This is a genomic window from Streptomyces sp. NPDC001270 (assembly GCF_042896695.1).
Taxonomy (GTDB): domain Bacteria; phylum Actinomycetota; class Actinomycetes; order Streptomycetales; family Streptomycetaceae; genus Streptomyces.
In genome coordinates, this window is the sequence record NZ_JBIAXM010000001.1 from 625,281 (window position 1) to 643,779 (window position 18,499).

General features: G+C 66.8%; 20 protein-coding genes. 16 read left to right on the forward strand and 4 right to left on the reverse strand.

The window, feature by feature from the left end; genetic code table 11:
* The first annotated feature begins 1 nt into the window (after position 1).
* Positions 2-634, forward strand: a complete 633-nt coding sequence (locus tag ACFY2B_RS02870; RefSeq protein WP_376536008.1) for an OmpA family protein — start codon at positions 2-4, stop codon at positions 632-634.
* Positions 635-653: 19 nt separating this feature from the next.
* Here ACFY2B_RS02870 and ACFY2B_RS02875 read toward each other — a convergent pair whose 3' ends face one another.
* Together ACFY2B_RS02875 and ACFY2B_RS02880 are read right to left on the reverse strand one after the other, a co-directional pair.
* The gene (locus ACFY2B_RS02875; protein WP_390761320.1) at positions 654-845 is read right to left on the reverse strand and encodes a hypothetical protein; all 192 of its coding nucleotides are present in this window, start codon (positions 843-845) and stop codon (positions 654-656) included.
* 12 nt (positions 846-857) lie between these two features.
* Positions 858-1,709, reverse strand: coding sequence for a helix-turn-helix domain-containing protein (locus ACFY2B_RS02880; RefSeq protein ID WP_390761321.1), 852 nt, complete (start codon positions 1,707-1,709; stop codon positions 858-860).
* A gap of 277 nt (positions 1,710-1,986) precedes the next feature.
* Between ACFY2B_RS02880 and ACFY2B_RS02885 the strand changes: the two genes are divergently transcribed.
* Positions 1,987-2,511 (forward strand): ATP-binding protein, encoded by a 525-nt coding sequence (locus ACFY2B_RS02885; protein ID WP_390761322.1) that lies wholly within the window; start codon positions 1,987-1,989, stop codon positions 2,509-2,511.
* Between the two features lies 1 nt (position 2,512).
* On the opposite strand, the gene ACFY2B_RS02890 is transcribed toward ACFY2B_RS02885, so the two are convergent.
* Entirely contained in the window at positions 2,513-2,893 is a 381-nt protein-coding gene (locus ACFY2B_RS02890; protein ID WP_390761323.1) for a DUF192 domain-containing protein, read from the reverse strand.
* Positions 2,894-3,167: 274 nt separating this feature from the next.
* Here ACFY2B_RS02890 and ACFY2B_RS02895 point away from each other — a divergent pair, with 274 nt between their 5' ends.
* The 7 genes from ACFY2B_RS02895 to ACFY2B_RS02925 all read left to right on the forward strand — a co-directional run bounded on the left by ACFY2B_RS02895 (position 3,168) and on the right by ACFY2B_RS02925 (position 8,986).
* Positions 3,168-3,827 carry a hypothetical protein gene (locus ACFY2B_RS02895; protein WP_390761324.1) on the forward strand — a complete coding sequence of 220 codons (660 nt, stop codon included), beginning with the start codon at positions 3,168-3,170 and terminating at the stop codon, positions 3,825-3,827.
* A 71-nt stretch (positions 3,828-3,898) separates the two neighbouring features.
* Positions 3,899-4,867, forward strand: coding sequence for a hypothetical protein (locus ACFY2B_RS02900; protein WP_390761536.1), 969 nt, complete (start codon positions 3,899-3,901; stop codon positions 4,865-4,867).
* A 137-nt stretch (positions 4,868-5,004) separates the two neighbouring features.
* On the forward strand, positions 5,005-5,376 hold the full coding sequence (locus ACFY2B_RS02905; protein ID WP_390761325.1) for a hypothetical protein: 372 nt from the start codon (positions 5,005-5,007) through the stop codon (positions 5,374-5,376).
* 14 nt (positions 5,377-5,390) lie between these two features.
* Positions 5,391-6,053 carry a hypothetical protein gene (locus ACFY2B_RS02910; RefSeq protein ID WP_390761326.1) on the forward strand — a complete coding sequence of 221 codons (663 nt, stop codon included), beginning with the start codon at positions 5,391-5,393 and terminating at the stop codon, positions 6,051-6,053.
* 251 nt (positions 6,054-6,304) lie between these two features.
* Positions 6,305-6,886 (forward strand): hypothetical protein, encoded by a 582-nt coding sequence (locus ACFY2B_RS02915; RefSeq protein ID WP_390761327.1) that lies wholly within the window; start codon positions 6,305-6,307, stop codon positions 6,884-6,886.
* 421 nt (positions 6,887-7,307) lie between these two features.
* On the forward strand, positions 7,308-7,967 hold the full coding sequence (locus tag ACFY2B_RS02920) for a hypothetical protein (protein WP_390761328.1): 660 nt from the start codon (positions 7,308-7,310) through the stop codon (positions 7,965-7,967).
* A 53-nt stretch (positions 7,968-8,020) separates the two neighbouring features.
* A complete protein-coding gene (locus tag ACFY2B_RS02925; protein WP_390761329.1) occupies positions 8,021-8,986 on the forward strand; it encodes a hypothetical protein in 966 nt (321 codons plus the stop codon).
* A 117-nt stretch (positions 8,987-9,103) separates the two neighbouring features.
* On the opposite strand, the gene ACFY2B_RS02930 is transcribed toward ACFY2B_RS02925, so the two are convergent.
* Positions 9,104-9,628, reverse strand: coding sequence for a hypothetical protein (locus tag ACFY2B_RS02930; RefSeq protein ID WP_390761330.1), 525 nt, complete (start codon positions 9,626-9,628; stop codon positions 9,104-9,106).
* A gap of 328 nt (positions 9,629-9,956) precedes the next feature.
* On the opposite strand from ACFY2B_RS02930, the gene ACFY2B_RS02935 reads away from it, so the two are divergent.
* The 7 genes from ACFY2B_RS02935 (at position 9,957) to ACFY2B_RS02965 (ending at position 18,341) form a co-directional block, all read left to right on the forward strand.
* Complete coding sequence (locus ACFY2B_RS02935; RefSeq protein ID WP_390761331.1) at positions 9,957-10,829, forward strand: LLM class flavin-dependent oxidoreductase; 873 nt, start codon at positions 9,957-9,959, stop codon at positions 10,827-10,829.
* Positions 10,830-10,961: 132 nt separating this feature from the next.
* Positions 10,962-11,507: a GNAT family N-acetyltransferase gene (locus tag ACFY2B_RS02940; RefSeq protein WP_390761332.1), complete on the forward strand. Its 546-nt coding sequence runs from the start codon at positions 10,962-10,964 to the stop codon at positions 11,505-11,507.
* Positions 11,508-11,598: 91 nt separating this feature from the next.
* Positions 11,599-12,465, forward strand: coding sequence for a methyltransferase domain-containing protein (locus ACFY2B_RS02945; RefSeq protein WP_390761333.1), 867 nt, complete (start codon positions 11,599-11,601; stop codon positions 12,463-12,465).
* Between the two features lie 799 nt (positions 12,466-13,264).
* A complete protein-coding gene (locus ACFY2B_RS02950; protein ID WP_390761334.1) occupies positions 13,265-14,038 on the forward strand; it encodes an isoprenyl transferase in 774 nt (257 codons plus the stop codon).
* A 362-nt stretch (positions 14,039-14,400) separates the two neighbouring features.
* Positions 14,401-15,726, forward strand: coding sequence for a PhoH family protein (locus tag ACFY2B_RS02955; RefSeq protein ID WP_376535980.1), 1,326 nt, complete (start codon positions 14,401-14,403; stop codon positions 15,724-15,726).
* 400 nt (positions 15,727-16,126) lie between these two features.
* Positions 16,127-16,840, forward strand: coding sequence for a transglycosylase SLT domain-containing protein (locus ACFY2B_RS02960; protein WP_390761335.1), 714 nt, complete (start codon positions 16,127-16,129; stop codon positions 16,838-16,840).
* Between the two features lie 169 nt (positions 16,841-17,009).
* Positions 17,010-18,341, forward strand: a complete 1,332-nt coding sequence (locus tag ACFY2B_RS02965; protein ID WP_390761336.1) for an AI-2E family transporter — start codon at positions 17,010-17,012, stop codon at positions 18,339-18,341.
* Positions 18,342-18,499 lie beyond the last annotated feature (158 nt).

Sequence of the window (18,499 nt, forward strand, 5' to 3'; positions counted from 1 at the left end):
CGTGACCACCAGACCCCGCCTCCCGCTGGCCGCGGCCTGCGCCGCCCTCCTCGTCGCCGCGACCCTCCACGGCGCCACCACGGCCGCGGCCGACGCGACCGACCCCAGCGTCCCGCCGGGCACCGAGGCATCGCCCTCCGCCCCGGTCGAGGTCGATCCCAACGACCCGGATCTGAAACTCCCCGAGGGCGCCACGCTCGCCTCCCCCAAGGTGCTGGACATCAAGTCGGTGGTGGAGGACCAGAGCGGCGACGAACGCCGCGAGGACACCAACGCCGACGTGACGTTCGCCCTCCAGGCCGAGGTGCTGTTCGGCAAGGACAGCGCCAAGCTGAGCGCGGAGGCGAAGGCCCGGATCGCGACGATCGCGGAGGAGATCAGGAACCAGCACGCGACCCAGGTGCGGGTGTTCGGCTTCACGGACGACCTGGGCTCCGCGGCCCACGGCGACGTCCTCTCCAAACAACGGGCCAACGCCGTACAGGCGGTACTGGACCAGGACCTGAACGACCCCACCGTCACCTTCGAGGTACGCGGCTACGGCGAGCAGTACCCGATCGCCGACAACTCCTCGGAGGCGGGCCGCAAGAAGAACCGCCGCGTGGAGGTGACGTTCCCGCGGACGGGGGGCTGACGCCGGGGGAGGGCGCCCCCTAAAGCAGGTGATCCACTTTGCCCGCCTTGATCTCCTGGACAAGGGCACGGAGCGCGTCACGGCTGTCCGTGACGAAGTGCTCCTCCTGCCCGGCGACGGCGATATAGGCGTTGCCGGCGGCGTCGGTGCCTATGCGAAAGCAGTTGTTGCCTTCGGCGCAGAACGGAGCTTCCCAGGTGATCTCGGTCATCGTTGTGACTCCTCAGAGTTGACGGGCGATGCTGTGGATGAAGTCACGCGAGGCTTTCGGCTCCAACGATTTGGCATGCCACCAATCCATATGAGCCTGGTACTTGGCGAGCTGAGCCTCGGCGTGGGTGAATTCTCCGCCGTGCGCGGAGTCCAGTTGAACTGTGTCCAGTCGGGGAACGGCACCACCTGCGTACAACACGGCGTGCCCTGCCCCGGGGAATGCGCCGGCCTCGACGGTAAGGACGCGGGCCTCGATATTCTCACGCTCCGACATCTCACACAGATGAAGGAGCTGCTCCCGGGTCGCCCGCCGCCCACCGAACTGCATGCGAAGTGCCCACTCGTGGACGTAGGCGACGTACGGGACGGGTTCCTTGGACTCCAGGACCTGCTGCCGCTGCACGCGAAGGGACACGCGTAGTTCGATCTCCGATTTGCTGAGTGGTGGCAGCGCGGCGGCGAAGACGGCACGGGCATATCCGCTCAGCTGAAGCAGCCCCGGTACGTGGACTGTCTGCAAGGTGCGCAGTCGAGTGGCGTGCCACTCCAACTCGGCGACATCCAGGAGGCCCTGGGGGAGATTGCCGCGATACTGATCCCACCAGGCTCGATTCCGTGAGTCGGCCATGGCGACCAGACCGTCGACATAGGCCGTGTCCCCGCAGTCATAATTACTGGCGAGTACCCGAACGCGCTCGGACGAGATGGCGCGTACTCCCGACTCCATGTTGGAGACCTTCGTACGGTCCAGCCCAAGCAATCCGGCAGCGTATTCCGTGGTCCGGCCGGCCGCGAGCCTCATCTTTCGCAACTCGGCGCCCAGCCGCCGCTGGCGCTCGGTCGGTGTGGGCCGTGTCGGCATCGGCACCTTCCTCCCCGCGTGGTGTCGGTGGTCAGTCTGCCCTGGGGGGTCACAACGCTCCAACCCGATGGAGGCAATGTTCTGTGTTCAGTGGCACATGTGCCACTGATGCCTCTACAGTCAGTGATGGGTCAGTTACGACGATCCGCCCGCCGGAAGCGCATCGCGCGAGCCTGCCCGCATCCTCCTGCCCTGGGAGTGGCGGGCCCGCGTCAGGGAGACAGGCCACCGGCCGGTACGCACACCAATCCACCTGCATGCCAAGGGAGTTGTTCCCATGCCCGCACCCATCACCACCTGTCCGCCACCACCCGCCGTGGACCGTCCTCCCGCTCCTCCCACCCCCGAAACGCTCGCCTACAGCTTCACGCTCCCGGCGGCGCCGTACAGCCCGTCGATCATCCGGGCGGCGACCCGCACGATCCTGCGCGCCCACGGCCTGGAGGACGTGACGGACGCTGCCGTCCAGGTGGTGGGTGAACTGGCCTCCTGCGCCTGCCGTTTCACCACCACGGAGGTGTACGTATCCCTCCGCTACCGAGACAGGGCCCTACGCGTGACCCTCTACGACGGCCACCCCCACCACTCCGGCCGCCACGCGGCATCGGCCTGCGAAGCCCGCCGCCGAGCCGCGCTGCGCGTGCTGTCCTGCGTGGTGAAAGCGTGCTGTGGCGCCTGGGGCTTCGACGACGCCCGCGAACCGGCCTGGGGTACGCGCATGTGGGCGGTGCTGCCGAGGGACGGTGCACGGGCCTATCTGGCGGACCCGCGCAAGCGGCCGACGGGCAGTCCACCCGCCTGACTCACCCGCCCTCCGTGCCCGTTCCCGCCACGATCTCCACCGTCCCCCCGACCCGCACGTCCCACACCGCCATCACCCCGGCCTCCGCTTCCAGTACATGCCGGGATCGGAGCCGGGGCAGCCCGAGTCGCCCCGGTTTCATGGTGCGTACGGCGATGACGTTCAGACGGCGATCGAGGTAGGCGACGTCGATGGGGATGCGCATGCCGAAGGTGTGCACACTGCCGGCGGGCGAGAGCATGATCGCCCCGTTGACGGCGTCCCGCCCGAGCAGCCCTCGGGTGCGAGCCCGATAAGAGGCGGCGATCTCCAACGGAACCGAGACCTCACCTCTCTCCCCCCGAACAATCAATGTCCCCTGCCCGTCCCGCCATCGCCCCATCCCGGACACCTCCTGCGGCAGTCTTCCGCGCTGTCCGAACGTGTATGCAGGGGCGTTGGCCATTTTCTGTACACAACTGGAACTTCGGATTCGCCGCAGTGCATCGCGAACGGGCTGGCATCCGAGGTAACGGTTGCATCGCAACAGAGTTGGTGAAGAGATGATTTGGGCTCATACGCGGCGTCAGTCGAGCGGTGTCATCCTGGTGTGGTGCCGTGGTCCCTGGATAGCGTTGGTTCGCTGAAGAGAAGTCTCAAGTCACCGGGAGCCGACCGTGAACCGCCGCCCCACCTTGCTCGCAGCGATCGCGCTGACCGCCACTGCGGCCCTGTCGCTGTCCGCGTGCGGGAGCGATGACAGTCCCAAGGGGAAGGACAACGACAAGATCGCGGGCGTGGACACGGGGAGTGAGGCGTCGGCGTCCCCGACCGCGTCGGCTTCGATGAGCGCCGGCCGCCCGAAGATCGAACTGCCGTCCGACCTTTCCTATACCTTCGACTGGCCCAGGACGGGCGACAAGGACAAGGACGCGATCCTGGCTGATGGAGAGCAGTCCATCAAGGCGGTGGACCTTGCCATCGTGAACCAGGACGCAGTTGACAAGGCGTACCTCTACTACTACGAGGGTGAAGCGGCCGCCGGCGCGCAGAAGTTCATTCAGGAATATGTGGACGCCAAGGTCAGCATCACGGGAGCCTACCGCTTCTATGCCCCTGAAGTGGCCGTCGAAAAGGGCGGCAGTGCTTCCCTCAGCTATTGCGAGGATCAGGGGAAGGCATACGTGAAGGATCTGAAGACCAACGAGGCCAGAAAGACCAAGGTCACTTCTGAAAGTTACGTGGTCTATCACACTTCACTCAAGAAGAACGACAAGGGCGTCTGGGCGATCCAGAGGATCGACTCACAGAGGGGGAGCGCCAAGTGCCAGCCCTGACAAATGGAAGCAAGAAGATTCCTGGTGTGGTTGCTGCCTGCGCGTGTCTGTCGTTCTTCGCCTGCCCTGGCATGGCGAGCGCCGACGATTCACCTACCGGAGGCACGCTGGAGTCGACTGATACGCAACAGCAAGCCAACGCCAGCGACAAAGGCGACCTCTCTGTCACCGTCGGCGCCGTAGTCTTCGACCGCTCGAAGAACGGCACCGGCAACTCCACGGGTCGGCTGACGTCGACCACTTCCTGGACGCCGCCGGCCTGTTGGTATGCGCCGAAATACACTCCGGAAAAGTTGCAGGCGTATCTGGAGCCGATCTGGGCGGCTGATTCGACGGGTTCTGAGTGGGATGCCCAGCAGCGTGAGAAGTACAACGCCCTCGATCTTGACAAGGGCTTCAATAAGGACAAGGCGGGCAAGGGTTACTGGTGGGGCTCGTACGTCGACGAGAGTTACCCTCCGGGCTGGGACGCCTGTTTCGACAAGGAATACTTCTGGGTGGACGAGGGCGATGCCCCACCTGCCGATGTGAAGAATGCCATCACTCCGGAGATTCTGGCTGGTCTGGCCTACAACGAGATTCGTGTTCCGGGTACGGAGGTGACGTTGGCGCCCGCTGGGCAGACGAAGGTGAATCTGCCGACCTGGGCCTGGCTCGACGGGGCCGAGTTCAAGCCGGTGTCTGTCACTGCGTCGGTTCCGGTGCTCGGCCTGACGGCGACGGCGACGGCGGAGCCGCTCTCCTTGAAGATCGAGCCGGGCACCGCGGACGCCGTCACCTATCCGGCATCCGGTGTGTGCGAGATCGGCGGCAGTGGCAGCATCGGGGAGCCGTATGCCCGGGGTAAGGCCGAGCAGACTCCGCCGTGCGGCGTGAAGTACCTGCACTCCTCGGGTGGGGGTTCGTACCCGCTCAGGGCCACGGTCACCTGGAAGATCACCTGGACCGGCACCGGTGGCGCCGGTGGCGATCTGCCCGATGGTTCGTTCGGCGCGACGCAGGACGTGGTCGTACAGGAGATCCAAGCCGTCAACCGCTGACCGCCTTGGATCGGAAGGGGCGCAGTCAGGCGAACTCCCGCCATCCGCGCGGGGGATCGTCCGGCTCGTCCTGGGGGAAACGGATACGCTGGCAGGCTCATGCACGCCGTAAGCAACGGGGAGAGGCAGCAGACCGAATGGCGGACCGGCTGGCCGTTGACGACGATGAACTTGCCCACTTCATGAAGATGTTGAGGAAATCGAGCGACTCCCTGAAGGGGCTCCGTAGGGCGTTGAGTGATGCCACCGTCACAGGACTGGGCACGGACGACCTGGATGCCGCGTGTGAAAGTTTCCAGGAGGACTGGAAGTACGGCACCGAACAGATCGGTGAGCAGACCGAGGGCCTTGCGAAGATCATCGGCCAGAGCAAGGACAGTTACAACGAAGTGGACAAGGCCCTCGAAGAGGCGCTGAAGAAGGCCGCGGCAGGCAAGGGCAAGTCAGCAGGTTCTGCTACGGGAGACTGCCCGCATGGTTACCTTCGACAATCCGCTACTGCCCCATGATGGCGATATGTGACATGTCCTCCACGTCAAACTCACCAGCGTCTTCCGTCGCGTGGGACGATGCCGCAACTAAAGACGCCTGGACAAAACTATTCACCTTCGCCGTTCTTGGTCAGGTACTCTGGCCAGTAATGAGCCTCGGCGCCTTCGTGCCCATGATACTTCTGGGGAAATGGTCGATGTGGTTCTTGTTGCCAGTCTCCCTCTACGCGTTGTACCGAGCTTTTATCCAGCGTCAGTACATTGTCTCAGCCGTGCAGATGCGCCGAATCCTGAAGGTGTACCCGTGGTGGAGTGAAGAGACTCCTGAGAGCGGGATTGGGCAAATCCCCGGGGCGAAGCTCGGTGATGTCTGGCTTGCGTTTCCTAATCCTGACCAACCAGACACCTTGGTTCGGGTCATCCTTCACGGTCATGTGCGATCCGTGTGGTGGCGGCGTCGTCTCGGCCGTGGCTATGACACCGAGAAGACCGCTCAAGTGGCGACAGTCTGGTTCGCCGGCGACCCACGTTTTGCTGGAGTAGTCGCGGTTCCTGGCCCGAGGCGTCTGTTTCTGCTCTACCAGCTCGTTGGAGCGCGGACCGGCGGCGAGCAAGAGATCTCGCCTGAGGCACTTTCCCGAGCCCAGCTAGCCGGCGTGAAGCGCTCCGTAATCGGTGCGCGTGTTACTCGCTGAAACTGAGCCCCTACCCACCTGACGGGTGGTTCAACAGGGGCGAGGTCGCGAAGCTCCCTGACCCTCCTCGGTCGGTACCCTGCCAGGTGCAGAAGCCGGTCTTCCGATGACGGAGGCCGCCCCGACGTCGGCGATGCCCGGCACGCAGGAGATTGCCAAATTCGCCTCTTGCGCAGCAACCGGAGCCAGTGCCCGGACCCGCGTGCCACCATGCCTCCCGAGCGCTTCGCAACCGACACGGGGGAGGGAACGTGGGCAGCACCACGTCTGCTAAATGGTCCGGCTGGCGCAGCCGGACTGTCGAGATACCCGGCGCAGGGGACGGAAAGCCGGTCCTCTTGGAGTTCCGCGCGGGATGGACTACGAGCTTCAACCTATCGACCGTGCGCAAGGGCCCCTATCACCAACGGGCCCAGGACGCGCTCGTCACCATCGGCTGGACCGGGCCGTCGCACATCGTCCTGCCTGCCGACTGTGACGCCCTCGCCATCTGGCGAGTCATGGTGGGCGACGACGCCGCCAGCGGCCTGGGCCGGTGGAAGCTGCGCATCGTGGACAGTGATGCGCTGCCTCGGCTCCCGATCAAAACAGCCCAGGGAAAGGGAACCAAGACCTTCGGCTATTTCAGCCCCAAGCCCTACTTTGAATACGCCCCGGTCGTGCACTACGACTTCATCGACTCCCCCGGCACCATCATCTACACGCCGGCCAACGGCGGGAAGCAGCTGATCCGCTTCACCTCCGCTGTCAACCAGAAGGGCACCCTGCGTCTCCCGCAGCACGGATACGTCACCCTGTCCGACCACGGCAAGTGGCGAATCTCGGTGACCTGACCCCGCAAATTTGAGCACTCTCCATCTTGATCATCTGGCGAGTTCGAGAGTCACGACGGCGCTTGCTTCATGTCCGTCGCCGGGGTTGCCAGTCCAACCACCCGTCAGGTTGGAAGAGGCTGACTGAGCGCCCGTCTCAAGGTACAGACAGGCGTTGCCTCGGCCGTAGCTTCCACGCTGTCCGAACGTGTATGCAGGGGCGTTGGCCATTTTCTGTACACAACTGGAACTTAGGATTCGCCGCAGTGCATCGCGAACGGGCTGGCATCCGAGGTAACGGTTGCATCGCAACAGAGTTGGTGAAGAGATGATTTGAGCTCATACGCGGCGTCAGTCGAGCGGTGTCATCCTGGTGTGGTGCCGTGGTCCCTGGATAGCGTTGGTTCGCTGAAGAGAAGTCTCAAGTCACCGGGAGTCGACCGTGAACCGCCGCCCCACCTTGCTCGCAGTGATCGCGCTGACCGCCACTGCGGCCCTGTCGCTGTCCGCGTGCGGGAGCGATGACAGTCCCAAGGGGAAGGACAACGACAAGATCGCGGGCGCAGATACGGGGAAGGAGACGTCGGCCTCCCCGAGCCCGAGCGCTTCGGACTCCGCCGCTCGTCCGAAGATCACCTTCCCGTCGGACGCGAAGAACGTCTTCGAGTACGAGAAGACCGGCGACGCGACGAAGGACGCGGCGCTCGCAGACAGCACGTTGAGCGTCAACTCCGTTGACGAAGCCATCCTCAAGGGCACCACCGACACGAAGGCGCTCGGCTTCTACAACCGGGACAAGGCACTGAGCGGGTCGATCTCCTATGCGCTCGGATACATCGACAAGGGGCATACGTGGGTCGGTGAGACCCGCTACTACGACTACAAGGTGTCTCTCTCGGGTGACGACGGGGCGTACGTCACCTACTGCTCCGACGAGAGCAAGTCGTTCATCAAGGACAAGAAGACCAACAAGGTGAAGAACACGCCGACGACAGCGGATAGCTACGTGCTGTACCACACCAAGCTGGTGAAGAACTCCGCGGGGGTTTGGCAGACCACTGTCGTTTCATCTACTCGGGGGGACAAGGCGTGCCAGTCGTAGTGAACTGTGCAAGAGGCGCAAGTGTTCTCGTATGTGCCTGTGTTGCTGTGTTCATGGCTCCCGTGGCGTATGCCGGTGGACGTGGAGAGGACGGAAATCGCCAGTCCGAACAGCAGGCCAACACCAATGGGAAAGGCGATCTCTCGGTGACCGTGGCCGGCGTCGTCTTCGACCATTCGAAGAACGGCACCGGAAACTCGGCGGGCCCATTGGCGTCGACCACGTCCTGGACTCCCCCCGCGTGTTGGTATGCCCCGAAGTACACACCGGCACAGTTGCAGGCGTACTTGGAGCCGATCTGGGCGGCTGATTCCACGGGTTACGAGTGGGATGCCCAGCAGCGTGAGAAGTACAACGCTCTCGATCCCGACAAGGGCTTCAACAAGGACAAGACCGGTGACGGCTATTGGTGGGGCTCATACGTCAACAAGAGCTATCCCCCGGGCTGGGACGCCTGCGATGAGGACTACTTCTGGGTGGACAAGGGCGACGTCCCACCCGCCGACATAAAGAACGTCATCACTCCGGAGATTCTGGCCGGACTGGCCTACAACGAGATCCGTGTCCCGGGTACCAAGGTGACGTTGGCGCCCGCCGGGCAGACCAAGGTGAACCTGCCGACCTGGGCCTGGCTCGACGGTGCCCAGTTCAAGCCGGTCTCTGTCACCGCGTCCGTTCCGGTGCTCGACCTGACGGCGACGGCGACGGCGGAGCCGCTCTCCTTGAAGATCGAGCCGGGCACCGCGGACGCCGTCACCTATCCGGCATCCGGTGTGTGCGAGATCAGCGGCAGTGGCAGCATCGGGGAGCCCTATGCGCGGGGCAAGGCCGAGCGGACTCCGCCGTGCGGCGTGAAGTACCTGCATTCCTCGGGTGGGGGTTCGTATCCGCTCAGGGCCACGGTCACCTGGAAGATCACCTGGACCGGTACCGGTGGCGCCGGCGGTGATCTGCCCGATGGCTCGTTCGGCGCGACGCAGGACGTGGTCGTACAGGAGATCCAAGCCGTCAACCGCTGACGAACCGGAAGCGGTCCGGAAACGACGCCGGACTCACGCGATCACGAAACGGACGGCATACCGCCTAGCCGAAGCCCTGACGCCGCCCTCATCCTGGACGCCGCCCTGCGAGGACAGTCACTTCCTCCTTTGCTTCTTCTTTGCACCAGCGTTCTGACTTGAAGCGGAGCCCTGACTTGCACTAGCACTCTGATTTGTTCCAGTGCTCTGACTTGAACCGCCCCTTCGATCTTGTCCCTGTTCCGGCGGGCGCCGTGTCCAGGAAGCCGAAAGGCCTTCCGGGTGCGAGTGAGCAGCAGCGGCTACCTGAGACTGGCGGGGCGGTGACTGCCGCTCAGGGGGCGTGGTGTTCTGCACGCGCACCACCGGCGGAATCAATTCTGGCCGATATTCTTCCGGGCGATAGTGGTAATTGTATGCCTGTATGTACTGGGGGTACATTTCTGACATTTCGTTCGCATTGACGGCATATGCGTGCGAGTTTTCGTCGAGGCTCATATTGGCCATTTGCAGGCTGAGATATGTTTGCTGCATGGCATCGAAGTTTTCAAATTCCCTAAGGTTCATGTATTCGTCGTGCCAGAGGGGATTATTCTGGGAAGGGTCTTCCTGAGAATCCGGCATGGACATCTCGTCTGCCACATTCACTCCTGTGGTGAGTTGACTGGATCCGTACACAACGCCGAAGAACATCGCCGATCTCACGCCACCGTAAGAGGTGGAAGGCTCTCCGGCGGTATGAGGCGGCCTCGGCGCGTGTCCCTACAACGGTCGCGACCATCCAGAGGTTCAATGCCGACCTGGCGCGCTGTGTGTGGAGCGCACGGGCTCGTCCGCTCGTCTGCCAGGGCAGGGCAGGGCAGGGCGGCAAGGCAGGGGAGTGGAGGGGAGAGCGGATCCGGCAAACTCACGGCTGACGCGCAGACGAAAACAGGTTTTCGATCACTCGCGTGCAGGATAGGAACTCCCCATGACTGAACTCGGCGCTGTCTTCCGGCCCCAACTTCCCCCGGAGCGGCTTCAGGCGGTGGCGCGGCTGGCGGACGCGGCCGGTCTTGAACAACTCTGGCTGTGGGAGGACTGCTTCCGCGAGGGCGGGATCTCCACCGCGGCTGCCGCGCTCGCCTGGACCGAGCGGGTGCGGATCGGAGTCGGACTGCTGCCCGTGCCGCTGCGGAACGTCGCCATCACGGCGATGGAAGTGGCCGCCCTGCACCGGATGTTCCCGGGCCGGCCCGTCGTCGGTGTCGGGCACGGTGTGCAGGAGTGGATGGGGCAGGTCGGGGTGCGCGCCGAGTCCCCGATGACACTGCTGCGGGAGCACCTGGAGGCGTTGCGCGCCCTGCTGCGCGGTGAGCGGCTCAACGTCGAGGGGCGGTACGTCAAGCTGGACGACGTCGCACTCGACTGGCCGCCGGAGACGGCCGTGGACGTGTTCGCCGGTGCCACCGGCCCTCGTACGCTGCGGCTGACCGGCGCGGCGGCCGACGGCACGATTCTCACGTCGGACACGTCGCCGGACGGCGTCCGCCGGGCCCGGCAGCTCATCGACGAGGGACGTACGGCGGCGGGGCGCAGCGGGCGGCACCAGGTCGTCGTCTATCTGCTCACGGCCACCGGCGCGGATGCCGCCGCCCGGGTGCGTGCCGAACTGGCCGCCCGGGGAGCGCGGGCCGGGACCGACGTCGGTGTCGCCGGCGACGCGGCAGCCGTGGCCGACGCCGTACGGCAGTACGCGGCCGCCGGGGCCGACACCGTGGTCCTGGAGCCGACGGAGGACGAACCGGACCCCGAGGGCTTCGTGCGGTTCGCCGCCGAGAAGGTCCGGCCCCTTCTGCCGTAGGCATCCGGCTGTCCGGCTGTAGGCGTCCGACCCCGGGGATTGTCAGTGGGGCCTGCCAGACTCGGTTGCCGAGACGGAGTCCGAGCCGGAGACAGGTCCGGTACCGGGAGGGGGACGGGGATGAGTACGGGAATGAGTACGGGGCGGTTGGGGGAAGGGCGTGGCAGGCATGCGGAGACGGGGGTCGTCCAACTGCGTGCGGTGGTCGATGCCGATCTGGAGATCTTCCTCGCCTACGAGCACGATCCGGAGGCCGTCCGGCGGTCGAGGTTCACGCCCCGGGAGCGGGACGCCTTCCTGACGCACTGGCGCGGGCGGGTGCTGGGTGATCCCGACTCCCTGGTGCGGACCGTCACGGAGGACGGTGAGATCGCCGGGAACATCGTTTCCTGGGGGGACGACGGACGGCGGTTCGTCGGGTACTGGCTGGGGCGGGCGTACTGGGGGCGGGGCGTCGGGTCCCGCGCGCTCGGCCTTTTCCTCCGGCAGGAGCGCACCCGGCCGCTGTACGCCGACCCGTTCGCGGGCAACACGGCATCCGTCCGCCTCCTCCAGCGGCACGGCTTCGAGGACTCCGGCGGCGGTCGCGACGACGCGGGACACGTCCTCCTCGTCCTGCGGACCCCGGCCGGTACGGAGGGCACGGGGGACTCGGGGGATCTGCGGGCGGGGAGATGACGGAACCTACGGAACACGAGAGGGCGGGCCGGTCGCGGGCCGGGGAGAAAATCAGGAGCGGTCGGGGAGGGGATCCTGCGACGATCTCCCCATGGACGAGACGGGCGTGAGCGCGGCGGCAGCGGGTGCGGCTGCGGGTGCGGGTGCGGCTGCGGGTGACGGGACACCGCGCGCCGGCCGTGGGCGTTCCTTCGAAGAACTCGTCGCCGAAGGCGCCGCCGTGCCCACCGAGGGCTGGGACTTCTCCTGGTTCGAGGGGCGGGCCGACGAAGAGCGGCCGTCCTGGGGGTATGCCCGTACGGCGGCCGGCCGACTGGCCGCGGCCACCGCGGCGCTGGACATCCAGACCGGGGGCGGTGAGGTATTCGACTTCGCGCTGGGCGCGGCGGCCCCGGCCCGGCCCGCGCTCCTCGCCGCCACCGAGGGCTGGCCGCCCAACGTCGCCAAGGCCACCGCCCTGCTCCGCCCGCGCGGTGCCGTGGTCGTCGCGTCGCCCGAGGACGCCCCGCTGCCCTTCGCCGACGAGACCTTCGACCTGGTCCTCAGCCGGCATCCGGTACGGCCGCACTGGGGCGAGATCGCCCGGGTGCTGGTTCCGGGCGGCATCTATTTCGCGCAGCACGTCGGCCCGGCGAGCGTCTTCGAGCTGGTCGAGTACTTCCTCGGCCCGCAGCCGGAGCGGACCCGCGGCGGCCGCCACCCCGACCACGAGCGCGCCGGCGCCGAGCGGGCCGGGCTGGAGATCGTCGACCTGCGGGCGGAGCGGCTGCGCATGGAGTTCCACGACATCGCCGCCGTGGTCCACTTCCTGCGCAAGGTGGTCTGGATCGTCCCCGGCTTCACCGTGGCGGCGTACGAACCCCGGCTCCGTGCCCTGCACGAGCGGATCGAAGCCGAGGGCTCCTTCGTCGCGCACAGCACCAGGCACCTGTTCGACGCCCGCAAACCGGGCCGCTGACGGCCCGGCCCACGGGGCGCGCCCCGGATTTGGCCGGGAACCGCCGCTCACGTCGGGGGCGCGGGCGGGCGCGGGACCGGGTTCCGGGCGCGTCGTCCCCGGACGGTCTCCGGCGGCGCGTGCCCATGAGGTTTCCACATCGTTACCGCGAGCGTCTCGCATCTGCGGAACCTCTCCCCTAAGTTCAGACCAAGGTAATTCGCGTGAGCAAAACCGCGCGGTCGGCACCGTGCGGTGGAGGGGGCTGCGCGGTGCCGGAATGCTTCTGTGCGCCCGTCAAGCCACCGTTCGCTGTCGGGGGTCGCCCGTCGGAGGGACGGCGCGGCGCCCGGCGGGTCGGACGCGGTGACGCCCGGTGCCTGTCTATCCATCGACGCGCGGTCCGATTGCCTGGGAATCCGCTGTGAATCAGCCATGGAAATCATCTGAATAACGGGTTCCAGCGGCGTCTGGGTGTCGCCGGGCGACTTCGGAGAGTAGTTGTGGCACGCCGATGCACCCGAAATCCCTCACGAAGGGTTATGGTGGAAACCCCCCCTCGGGCCGGTCCGTCTCCCCCCCCACGGACCGGCCCGTTTTTTCATGCGCCTTCCGTACGCCGGTCCACGTGCTGGTTCGCGGGTTTGTCCGGGTTCTTCGCGGGGTACGCGCGGAACCGTTCCGCGGGCGTACGCCGTCCTCAGGAGAGGCGCGCGCGACCCGCCCACGAAGCGCACCCCGGAACCGAGCTGAAGCCCCGCAGGAGTAGGCTGCGGGCCCGCGGGGACGTACCCGCACCGTATGGAGGGGCTGACAATACGTGAACCTGCGCGACAAGCTGCGCAGCCTCCTCGTCAGGCTGTACGCACACCGGGTGGAAGGTCACCTGGACCACGCTCAGGTGCCCAAGCACATCGGCGTCATCATGGATGGCAATCGCCGCTGGGCGAAGGCCGCGGGATCCAGCACCGTTCACGGCCACCGCGCCGGCGCGGACAAGATCGGCGAGTTCCTCGGCTGGTGCTCCGAGACGGACGTCGAGGTCGTCACCCTGTGGCTGCTGTCCACGGACAACTTCGACCGCGCCCAGGAGGAGCTGGTCCCGCTCCTCGGCATCATCGAGGACGTCGTACGCTCCCTGGCGGCGGACGGCCGCTGGCGCGTGCACCACGTCGGCACCCCGGACCTGCTGCCCTCCCCGATGCAGCTGGCGCTGAAGGAGGCCGAGGAGGCCACGGCCCACGTCGACGGAATACTGGTCAACGTCGCCATCGGCTACGGCGGCCGGCAGGAGATCGCCGACGCCGTCCGCTCGATGATCCTGGACGCCCACGACAAGGGCGTCGCCATGGACGACCTGGCCGACTCCGTCGACGTCGACATGATCGGCCGCCACCTCTACACGGGTGACCAACCCGATCCCGATCTGGTGATCAGGACCAGCGGCGAGCAGCGGCTGTCCGGATTCATGCTGTGGCAGACGGCCCATTCCGAGTACTACTTCTGTGAGGTTTTCTGGCCGGCCTTCCGCAAGGTCGACTTCCTGCGCGCCCTGCGTGACTACGCGGCGCGACACCGGCGCTACGGCGGCTGAACGACGGGCCGGGCAGGGCTGCGCAAGGCCCTCGGACCATCCATGCGGCAAACGTCCGGTTCGCCGTTGTTGTGGTGGAAGTAACAAGGAGTTCATCGGTGCGCCGTGCCATGCATTTGCATGGCGATGCATCGTGGAGGGCATAAGGCAAGCAGGCCGACGCCCGAACCACGGGTGTCGGATCTCAGCGGGCGGCACGGGGCTGCCCGCCCGGGAGGCCCTTTGCACCAGCCCGACCGTGCGGTCACTGCACGGAAAAGCCGCGGAGGGCCGGTTCTCGGCCCGCGCGCGTGCATCGCGGCCGACGACCGGCCCAGCTCCATCGTCGCTCCCCGACCTCATCCGAGGGGGTACGTCCTTCCGTGGTGACCAGCACAAAGCGCCACAAGCCCGACCGGCGCACCTATGTTCTCGACACCAGCGTCCTGCTGGCCGACCCGAATGCCCTGACCCGCTTCGACGAGCACGAGGTAGTGCTCCCGATCGTGGTGGTCACGGAGCTGGAGGCCAAGCGGCACCATCCCGAACTCGGCTACTTCGCCCGGCAGGCCCTGCGTCTGCTGGACGACCTGCGGGTCCGGTACGGCCGCCTGGACGCCCCCATCCCGATCGGGGACCTCGGCGGGACGATCCGGGTCGAGCTCAACCACACGGACCCCAGCGTGCTGCCCACCGGCTACCGCCTGGGGGACAACGACTCGCGCATCCTCGCGGTCGCCCGCAATCTGCAGGCCGAGGGGTTCGACGTCACCGTCGTCTCGAAGGATCTGCCCCTCAGGATCAAGGCATCCTCCGTCGGCCTGCTCGCCGAGGAGTACCGCGCGGAACTGGCCATCACGGACTCCTCCGGCTGGACCGGAATGTCCGAGCTGACGCTGGCCGGCGAACAGGTGGACATCCTCTTCGAAGAGGGGCACGCCCACGTTCCCGAGGCCGCCGACCTGCCGGTGCACACGGGTCTGACGATCCTGTCGGAGCGTGGCAACGCGCTCGGCCGGGTGACGGCGGAGGGCACGGTCCGCCTGGTGCGCGGCGACCGGGAGGCGTTCGGCATCAAGGGCCGCAGCGCCGAACAGCGGATCGCCCTCGATCTGCTGCTTGACCCGGACGTGGGCATCGTGTCGATGGGCGGCCGGGCCGGCACCGGCAAGTCGGCGCTGGCGCTGTGCGCGGGTCTGGAGGCGGTCCTGGAGCGCCGCCAGCACCAGAAGGTGATGGTCTTCCGGCCGCTGTACGCGGTGGGCGGGCAGGAGCTGGGGTATCTGCCGGGCACCGAGGCCGAGAAGATGAGCCCGTGGGCGCAGGCGGTCTTCGACACGCTCTCCGCGGTCACCAGTCGCGAGGTCATCGAGGAGGTCACCGCGCGCGGGATGCTGGAGGTCCTGCCGCTGACCCACATCCGCGGACGTTCTCTGCACGACGCGTTCGTGATCGTGGACGAGGCGCAGTCACTCGAACGGAACGTACTGCTGACCGTTCTGTCCCGGATCGGTGCGAATTCTCGGGTGGTGCTGACCCATGACGTGGCACAGCGGGACAATCTGCGGGTCGGTCGCTACGACGGTGTGGTCGCCGTGGTGGAGAAACTGAAGGGGCATCCGCTGTTCGCGCATGTCACCCTGACGCGATCCGAAAGGTCCCAGATCGCCGCGCTTGTGACCGAAATGCTGGAGGACGGACGCATCTGACCCGACTGTTCAACTAGGGGTCGGTTACTCGCTGGTTGGCGCCGTCCGGCAAAGGCTTGAGCCTAGCCGGGCGGCGCCGCGGTGTCCGGAGGATCCGGAGAAATTCCAGGGCCGAACGGGATGTGAGCTTTCACACGCAACTCGGAATTGCCTACCGGCGTCGGGTTACGGCAGAGTCTCAGTCCTGTCAGGCCCCGCATACGACACACCTGTGCCCCCAGCACAACGGCACACCAACAGCACCATGGTCAACTCCATAGCGTCGTCGTATGCCGCCCGAGCACCACGCGGCGCTCCCGAGCCGGGAGTTGCCCACCGGGCCCGCGCCTCCCGTGACCCCGCAGTTGGGAGGCCAGTGCCAGGGGCACGATTGCGTCCGCCAGGGTCACCGAAGCGGGCGATGCTGGAAGGAAACCGTGTGAGCCGGATTTCGGTCCGGGGATTCGCAGTGGCCTCGGCCACCGCGGTCACCGCCGTCGGAAGCGTTGTCGGAGTTGCCTCGGGCAGCGTCGCACAGAACAACGACGCCGACCCGACGGCCACCGACGCGACGCTCCTCGCAGACATCCCCGCGGGACACCAGGCCCAGGTGCAGACCGCCTCCCTGACACAGCAGGCGGACGCACAGGCCATCGCCGCGGACGCGAGCGCCAAGAAGGACGCCGAGGCGGCGGCCCGCAAGGCAGCGGCAGAGACCGCGATCGCGAAGAAGGCGAAGGCCGAGAAGGAAGCGAAGGAAGCCAAGGAGCGCGCCGAGGCGAAGAAGAAGCAGGAGAGCCAGAGCACCGTCTCCAGCTCCAGCTTCGCCGTCCAGGGCTCCTACACCGTCGCCCAGATCCAGGCGATGGCACGCCAGATGGTGGCGAGCGGCCAGTTCCAGTGCTTCAGCAACATCGTGAACCACGAGTCCAGCTGGAACTACCGTGCCGTCAACGCCTCCTCCGGCGCCTACGGACTCTTCCAGGCGCTGCCCGGCACCAAGATGGCCTCCGCGGGCGCGGACTGGCAGACCAACCCGGCCACCCAGATCAAGTGGGGCCTCAACTACATGAACAGCCGTTACGGCAGCCCGTGCGAGGCATGGTCGTTCTGGCAGGCGAACAACTGGTACTGAGACACGTACGGCAGCCGCCCGCACAAGTACGACTGCCGGCCGTCCCGCTCAACCCGGCGCAGCCCCTTCCCGTCCTACGGGGAGGGGCTGTTGCCATGTACGGTCGTACGGACGATTCCTGGGAGGAGTGGTGGAGCGCACCCGGGGACATGCGGGAGAAGGACGCATCATGTCGCGAGTGCCAGGATGGCTCGGCCGGGTCGGAGCCGGACTGACGCAGATGGGCGAACGGTTGGACGAGCGCAGGGTGGCGGCGGCGGAACAGCACACCGAGGATCCACCGGACGCACCCGAGACCGAGCCCCTGCCCGTCAGCCACCGGGATCCGGCCGAGGTCCCGACCGTGGTCCGTCCGGATCCCGCGCAGGCGGTGCCCTGGGGCGTGCGGGTCGCCGCTGAGGCCGGCTGGCGGCTGCTGGTGCTGGCGGGCACGGTGTGGGTGCTGATGCGCGTCATCAGTTCCATAGAGCTGGTGGTGTTCGCGTTCGTCATCGCGCTCCTGGTCACCGCGCTGCTCCAGCCCACGGTGGCCAGGCTGAAACGGTACGGCGTGCCGCGCGGCCCGGCCACCGCCCTCACCGGGATCCTCGGCTTCGTCGTGATGGGGCTGATCGGCTGGTTCGTGACCTGGCAGGTCATGGAGAACATCGACAACCTCTCCGACCAGGTCCAGAGCGGCATCGACGATCTGCGCAAATGGCTGCTGCAGAGCCCGTTCCACGTCACGGACAAGCAGATCAACCAGATCGCCAAGTCCCTGCGGGAGGCGGTCGGCGCCAACACCGACCAGATAACGTCGGCCGGCCTGGAGGGCGTGCAGGTCGTCGTCGAGACGCTGACCGGCATACTGCTGGTGTTCTTCTCGACGCTGTTCCTGCTCTACGACGGTGAACGCATCTGGCAGTGGGCGCTGAAACTGGTGCCGGCCGCGGCCCGGCCCGGCGTGGCCGGCGCGGGCCCGCGGGCATGGCGCACGCTGACGGCCTACGTCCGCGGCACGGTGCTGGTCGCACTGATCGACGCGATCTTCATCGGTCTGGGGATCTTCTTCCTGAACGTCCCCATGGCCGTGCCGCTCGCCGTCTTCATCTTCCTGTTCTCTTTCATCCCGCTCGTGGGCGCGGTCGCCTCGGGCGCGCTGGCCGTGGTGGTCGCCCTGGTCACCCAGGGCGTGTTCACCGCGGGCATGACGCTGGTGGTGATCCTGGCGGTTCAGCAGATCGAGGGACACATCCTCCAGCCCTTCATCCTGGGCCGCGCGGTGCGGGTGCATCCCCTCGCGGTCGTGCTGTCCGTCACCGCGGGCGGCATGGTGGCGGGCATCGGCGGCGCCGTGGTCGCCGTACCCCTGGTGGCGGTCACGAACACGGTGGTCGGCTACCTGCGGGCGTACTCCCAGGAACAAGCACTGCGCAGCGCCCCCCAGACCCGCCCCAACCCCCCGGCCCCCCGAGAGGAACCAACCCCGACCGATACGGAAACCCCCACCCCCCAACAGTGAGAGCAATTCCCCCCCCACAGCGCCCCTCCAAAGCTCGCTGGGCGCGGGGAACTCCGCAACTCCCACGACGGCGCCGCACCCGCCCAACGGCGGACGCCCCTCTTAAGGGGCGCGGGGAACTGCGCGACCAGCCACAACGCTGCCGCACCCGGGCGACG